General features: G+C 61.5%; 5 protein-coding genes. 1 reads left to right on the top strand and 4 read right to left on the bottom strand.

Features of this window, described 5'->3' with window-relative positions:
- Nucleotides 1-87 precede the first annotated feature (87 nt).
- The 4 genes from PSUB009319_RS22650 to PSUB009319_RS22635 form a co-directional block, all read right to left on the bottom strand.
- Complete coding sequence (locus tag PSUB009319_RS22650) at nt 88-780, bottom strand: DUF1120 domain-containing protein (protein ID WP_185453541.1); 693 nt, start codon at nt 778-780, stop codon at nt 88-90.
- Nucleotides 781-1,088: 308 nt separating this feature from the next.
- A complete protein-coding gene (locus tag PSUB009319_RS22645) occupies nt 1,089-1,820 on the bottom strand; it encodes a fimbria/pilus chaperone family protein (protein ID WP_124384416.1) in 732 nt (243 codons plus the stop codon).
- Nucleotides 1,821-2,111: 291 nt separating this feature from the next.
- Nucleotides 2,112-2,672: a hypothetical protein gene (locus PSUB009319_RS22640; RefSeq protein WP_124384415.1), complete on the bottom strand. Its 561-nt coding sequence runs from the start codon at nt 2,670-2,672 to the stop codon at nt 2,112-2,114.
- A 20-nt stretch (nt 2,673-2,692) separates the two neighbouring features.
- The gene (locus tag PSUB009319_RS22635) at nt 2,693-5,104 is read right to left on the bottom strand and encodes a fimbria/pilus outer membrane usher protein (RefSeq protein ID WP_185453540.1); all 2,412 of its coding nucleotides are present in this window, start codon (nt 5,102-5,104) and stop codon (nt 2,693-2,695) included.
- A gap of 461 nt (nt 5,105-5,565) precedes the next feature.
- Between PSUB009319_RS22635 and PSUB009319_RS22630 the strand changes: the two genes are divergently transcribed.
- Nucleotides 5,566-6,303: a DUF1120 domain-containing protein gene (locus PSUB009319_RS22630; protein WP_124384413.1), complete on the top strand. Its 738-nt coding sequence runs from the start codon at nt 5,566-5,568 to the stop codon at nt 6,301-6,303.
- The last annotated feature ends 87 nt before the right edge of the window (nt 6,304-6,390 follow it).

Below are 6,390 nucleotides of genomic sequence, written 5' to 3'. Positions count from 1 at the left end.
GCGCCCAGCACGGCCAGCGCAGCGGCCTTGACGATCATGGTCTTGTACATGGTGTCCTCAAATCTTGTTGCGTGGGGCGTGCGCCGGTTACTGGTAGTTGATGGTGAACACGGCTTGGCCGTTCAGCGGCGTGTCCGAGGCGACTTGCAGCTCGGAGCCTTTGTTCAGGACGGCCTGGACTGTCATCGGGATGATGAAATTCGTGCCCGAGACAGGCTGCGAGTTGCCGATGGAATGGAGCCCCTGCGAGACCAAGTGACTAGTCGCCGCCGAGTTCCACGTCGCACCATTGTTGCCCGAGTAGAGCACCCTGTAATTCACGGAGTCGATGATGGAGGTTCCGGGCACGAGGACATAGTTACCCAAGTTGACGGCGCTGCCGTTCGCATGTCCAGTCCCCAATCCGAATACATACGTGGGAGACCGCTGGCCACCAATCAAGCCCAGAACGTCATACATGCCCGCAGCCGTAATCTTCGTGGTGGCCTGCGCATCCGCCATCGAGAACGTCACTCGCTTGGCCGAAGAGCATGTCAGGTTCAGCTCGGTGCTTTTGGTGCCCAATGGGTTGTAGCTGTTGGGCAGCAGATCAACCACCTTGATGGTGCCGAAATCCACCGTATCGCCGCCGGTGAAGTTGGCCGAGCAAGCGGCCGGAACAATGGCGCCTTTCACAGTCAGGTCTGCCGTGTCCTGCGCGAAGGCAGGCGATGTACCCAGGGCAAACAGGCTGCCCGCCGCAGCGGCCAGCAATGCCTTGGAGATGGTTTGAAGTTGCATGATTTTCCTTAAGTCATTCATCAAGTCGTCGGCTGCCAAGGGCTTGTCGGCAGCAATGGAGCGTCGCCTCTGTCGCACGCGCGATGCATGCATTCGATGGTCCAGCGGGACTGATCTCAGTGTGGCGATTGGTGACACACATCAAAATGAGAAACGTCCCAAAACGCACGGTTCTTTACATGACTTGCAACGTCCGTATGAGGCGAGCATGGCCATCCGCCATTCACGTATCCGCCGGTATCGATCCAAAAGAAAAGAGCCGCACGACATTTGCCGTGCGGCCCGAGGTCATATGAAATGCGGTTCGGTTATTCCGCTGCCGCCGATGCTGCGCCCAACTCTGTCTGGTAAGGCTCTGTGGCATAGCCATAGGCCGTGAAGGGCGTGATCTGAACGGTCTTGAAGTCGTGCTTGCCGCCCTTGCCCGCGTCGAGCTTGATTTCAGCCTTGCTGCCCGGCACCAGATACGACTTGGCCAGCGTGCCTTCCACATCGCCGGGCAGCAGCTTGATGCGCTGGTCCATGCGCACCACATAGGCGCTGTCGTTAGATACGGTGATCGTGTCACCGTTGGCCGACCACTTCAGGTGCTTCCACGGCTCTTTGTCTTCAGCCAGCGATTTGGGGTGAATCACAATCGGCAGGTTTTGGCGCACCGTCAGCGTGACAACGTTCTTGCCTTCGCCCTTACGTTCCGGAATGCCATCAAAGGTGACACGCGCGTAGCGCTGCACCGTCAGCGGCTCGGTGTGGGTGAGCATGAAGCGCACCGTTTGCTTTTTGGACGGGTCAACCCGCGTGACCGGCGGCGTCAGGATCACGGGCGGGCTGGCGTCTTCTTCCACCGCCTCGATCTTGGAGTACAGCAGCGAGGGGCTTGCGTCAGTGTTGGTGACCACCATGGACGCTTCGCCATCGGCCTCGTTGATCAGCACGACGGTGGATTCCGGCAGCATGCCTGCGGCGTGCGCGGTGAGTCCGGCAGACACGAACAATGCGCCAAGCAGGGCACGGACCGTCTTCGATTGCATCGGCTTCATGGAAAGAACTCCTGTGTTTGAAATCGTCACCCGCACGGGGCGTTCGGTGGATCGGTAGCGCAACCGTGGATGAGCGCGCTTCAGTGAGTTCAGTATGGCGATCGACCCTAAATCGATGAATGAGAATGCTCCGAAATGTCACGAAACGTTATTCCGGGCCGCGGCAAGCCTGTTCAGGCTTGGGCACACAGACATACGGGCTGCGCGGACGTCACCGCTGACGGTGAATGCAGAGGAACGGGAAACAGCAAGGGCTCCGTAATGCGACCGGAGCCCTTCAGAAACCGCGTGTCAACGCACTTCGAGCGTGATCTGGCTTGCGGCGTTGAGTGTGACTTGCTGGGCAATGCGCACAGCGTCGGCAGGAATGCTGGCTACCACCTGAAGCGTGACGTCCAGACGCTTGCCGATCAGGAGTTGCTGGCCATTGACGGGCGCAATGATGTCGTTGGGCTTGAGCACCAGTTCAGCGGCGGGCGCATCGCCGGGGGGCTGGCCAATGGCGGACAACCGCGCAAGCTGGACGGCCGCGCCGTCGAGCCGCGCATCCAGAACGCGCACGCTGTACGCGCCGGTATCGCCAAACTGCAGCGCGTCGTCTGCACCGGCGGATGCGGCGCGAAACACCAGGTTCATCTGCGCGGGCGCCTTGCAGGCGGCCGTATAGATGCGCCGGGCGGGGCTGGGCCGGATCTGGTTGGCATCTTTGCCGTTGCCGGGGCGCATCATGCCGAAATCCACCGTGGGATCGGAGAACAGCGTGGTGCAATCGGCGGCGGATGCGGCCCCACCGTAGGCCGCACAGGCTGCGCCGAGCAGCCACGGCAGAATCATCTGTCGAACATATTTCATGGCATTGACCTCGTGTCTCGTTAGAACCTGCAGACCCCGGTTGCTGCGTCAAAGGGGCGATCCAGATCGGGGGTTTCGGGGGCTGTGTATTCGATGCGGCAAGTGCGGTTGTCGGCAAACTTGACGCGGATGTCCGACTTGGGAATGTCGTCCAGGAACACGGTGCCATCGCCCACCGAGGTGGTGATGTATTGGTTGTCTGCATCCAGCACTGGCAGCGCTGCCGGTAGCGGTGTCCCGCCTTCAGACGTCACGCGCAGCAGCAGGCGCCGCACCTTGCTCACGCCAAATTCCACAACATTGACGGAGCCCCGGCCGGCTTCGACGTATTCAATGCCGTTGTCGATGTCGACGTTGCGCGGCAGGCTCTTGGTGAGCAGTTCCACGCGCGATTGCTTGTAGGGCATCAGTGTCGGGATGACCGCGCGCCCGCCGATATCTGTCCACACCGTGCCCTGTGGCGTGCTGATGCGCGCGCCTGATACATCGCCAAGCTGCACGATGCCGAACGTGTCGCCCACCTGGTATGGCGAAAGCGTGACCCCCGCGCCTGAAACCACCGCTCCGCCCTGCACCTGGGCCGAATACGCCGAGCTGTTCGACCCCGCCTGGGAGTAGGTGAGCTGAGCCTGCGTGTAGCGTGGTGTGAGCGAGAGCGAGCCATTGACGTTGGGGCCGTTGCCGCTGGGGTTGGTCTCCGCGCGGGCGGTGTAGCTCAGGGCTTCGTTCACCGTATGCGAGACGCCTGCACCAAAGCGCACATCGCCGCCCGCGTTGGTCGCGTATGTCTGCGTGGATGCTTTGCCCAGCGGCATGCTGAGCATGGCGTAGAAACGGACACCATTCTGGCCGGAGGACTGCAGTGTCGGCGCACGCGTCGTGCCAAGGTCTTTCTCCAGATTGACCGACAGCGTGGCCCTGCCGAACATGCGGTTCCAGCTCAGTGTGGCGTACTGCGTGGTCGGGCCGTTGAAGGCGCTGCCGCGCGAGTACGAACCGGTGATTCCACCCAGGAACCCGTTCTGCCACGTCATCGATGCGGTGTACTGGCTGCGGAAACGCGTGAACATGCCCGACTGCGGCGTGGTCAGGGTATCGGCAACCGTACGGTAGCCCTCGGTTTGCAGCGTGGCGGTTGCACCGGCCGACCAGTTCTCCGCCAGCTTGACGTTGACGGAGCCACTTGCGCTAACGCCCCGCACGCCCTCGCGCTGGGCGTTCGACACGATGGCTTGCAGATTAGTCGTGATGTTGCTTGACACCATCGAGCTCACACCGCCCGCAGCCGCCTGGTAGCCGGTGGTCGCCAGCCCTCCTGCCGTCACGGTGTGGCGTTCAGACATGTTCCAGCCCTTGGTTGCCGTCACCAGAAACGGCGTATCGATCCCGACATCGCTTACGTCGCGCACCTTGCCTGCCGCCACCGTCAGCCCCGGCGCGGGGAGCGCCGACTGGCGCAGCGAGGCCGCCGGCACCGTGTAGCGGCGCTGGGTGTTGTTGTTTTCGGTCAGGGTGACATCCAGATCAGCCGAGGCGCTGATCAACGGCAAGCCGGAGAGGGTGAACGGCCCGGCCGGCACCACGGTCGAGTAGATCAGCACACCCATCTGGTGCACGTCCACGCGCGACTGGCTGTTGGCGATACCGTCGAATGACGGCCCGCCCTGCTGCGGTACCAGCGCCATATCGGGCTTGTATTGCACGCCAGTAATGGGCGGCACCGGCAGCAGACCGCTCGACACGTTGATCTGCCCGGCCTGCACCATTGCCTTCTGTTCGGCAAAGGTCTTCTGTGCGTAGGTGTACAGGTGATTGACCTTGCCGTTGCCGTCCTGCGATGTATAGCTGTGGCGGCTGCGGACGATCCAATCGCCCGAGTTCAGGCCGATTTCGCCGTCACCGTACAGGAAGTTGCTGTTCGCGCCCCCGCCTCGGTTGGTCATGCCCAGCACGTTGTAGTTGAACACGCCGGCGGTGCCGCCCGTGGCATACACCCCGAGTGCCGTTCCGCGCGGCAGGAGCGCCTCCTGCGGCACCACCAAACGCACGGTGTTCTCGCCCGGCTCAAGCGCGATCTCGGCCTGGGGCACGTCTTGGCGATAGTCATAACAGGCGGGGGCAGCCTCGCCTTGCAAGGCGTCAGGCACGGCCAATCCGCCGCGCTCCAGCAGCGCACGGTCTACGCAAAGCTGGCCGTTGTCGTCAAAGCGTGCCGTGACATTGCCGCGCGGCTCGTCGTTCACGAACAGTTTGACGCGCTGCTCTCCGGGCGAAAAACGCGCCGATTGGCTGAAGTACGCAGCGAGCGCAGGATCAATGCCGCGCGCACGCAGGGCGTCGGCGTCAAAGGTGACGGCTCGCTCGTTTTGTGTCGCGTCTTGCGCGGTGCCGGTGCCCGCCAGCGCAACCGCATACGCGCCGGCCGGGGACATCGCTGTCAGTACAAGCAGACAGATCGGGGACAGTCGGAAAAGTGGAATCCGCAATGATCGAGACCGTCTTCCCTTACGGTCACGGCGCTGCTCGGTCGTTTGGGTCATCACACGCTCAACGTTTCAATTTGGGTTGCCCGAATTGTCACGAAGTGCGATCTACCCAAGAATGAGAAATATCCTAAAAGCCCGCAGCATGGTCCGGCGCTATCGGCGAGCTATCGCGAGCGGTTGCATCCGTCGGCGATGGTTGAATCTGCGCGCGTTTTGACGCTGGCGCCCCCTCAAAATCCTTGGGCGGTTCACGCCGCAGCACTGCGGCAACGCAGCGCACCTGTTTAGGACTTTTCTCATTCTGAGGTGCGCAACAAGTCGACACACTGGGACACGTCCCGCTGGACCGCCGAGTGCATGCCTTTCCGGTGCAACAGAGGCGACGCTCCATTGCTGCCGACAAGCCCTTGGCAGCCGACGACTTGATGAATGACTTAAGGAAAATCATGCAACTTCAAACCATCTCCAAGGCATTGCTGGCCGCTGCAGCGGGCAGCCTGTTTGCCGTGGGCACATCGCCTGCCTTCGCGCAGGACACGGCAGACCTGGCCGTGAAGGGCACCATTGTTCCGGCCGCTTGCTCGGCCAACTTCACCGGTGGCGATACGGTGGATTTCGGCACCATCAAGGTGGTTGATCTGCTGCCCAACAGCTACAACAAATTGGGGAGCAAGAATACTGAACTGAACGTGACCTGCTCTTCAGACAAGCGCGTGTCTTTTTCAATGTCGGATGCACAATCCGCCAGCCGCATTACAGATTCGGCGATGGTGTCGTTGCTGCAGGCAACGCATTCAGGCGTTCTGCTGGGGCTTGGCACAGCCACTGTGAATGGCTCTCCGGTCAATCTGGGGGCCTATTACGTTCTCCTGGATCAAACCACCGTCGACGGTGCCGCGCGTACAGCTATCTACTCGAATAACAGCGGTGCAAGTTGGAACGGTCGCGGCAGCGGCACTGAGTGGTTGGTTCCTAATTCAACGACCCTGTTTAGTGCCGGCTCCAATACCACGACCCAAATTGCAGGCAATGTCTTCAACTTCCCGCTGGAGGTCGTGGCAGGTCTGAACACTGGCTCGGCGCTGCAAGTCGCATCCGACACGCCGCTGAACGGCCAAGCCGTGTTCACCATCAACTACCAGTAACCGGCGCACGCCCAACGCAACAAAATTTGAGGACACCATGTACAAGACCATGATCGTCAAGGCCGCTGCGCTGGCCGTGCTGGGCGC

It is taken from the genome of Ralstonia sp. SET104, assembly GCF_003851545.1.
Taxonomy (GTDB): Bacteria; Pseudomonadota; Gammaproteobacteria; order Burkholderiales; family Burkholderiaceae; genus Ralstonia.
Note: the sequence above shows the minus strand (reverse complement) of the source record. Positions and strands in the feature narration are given on the sequence as shown.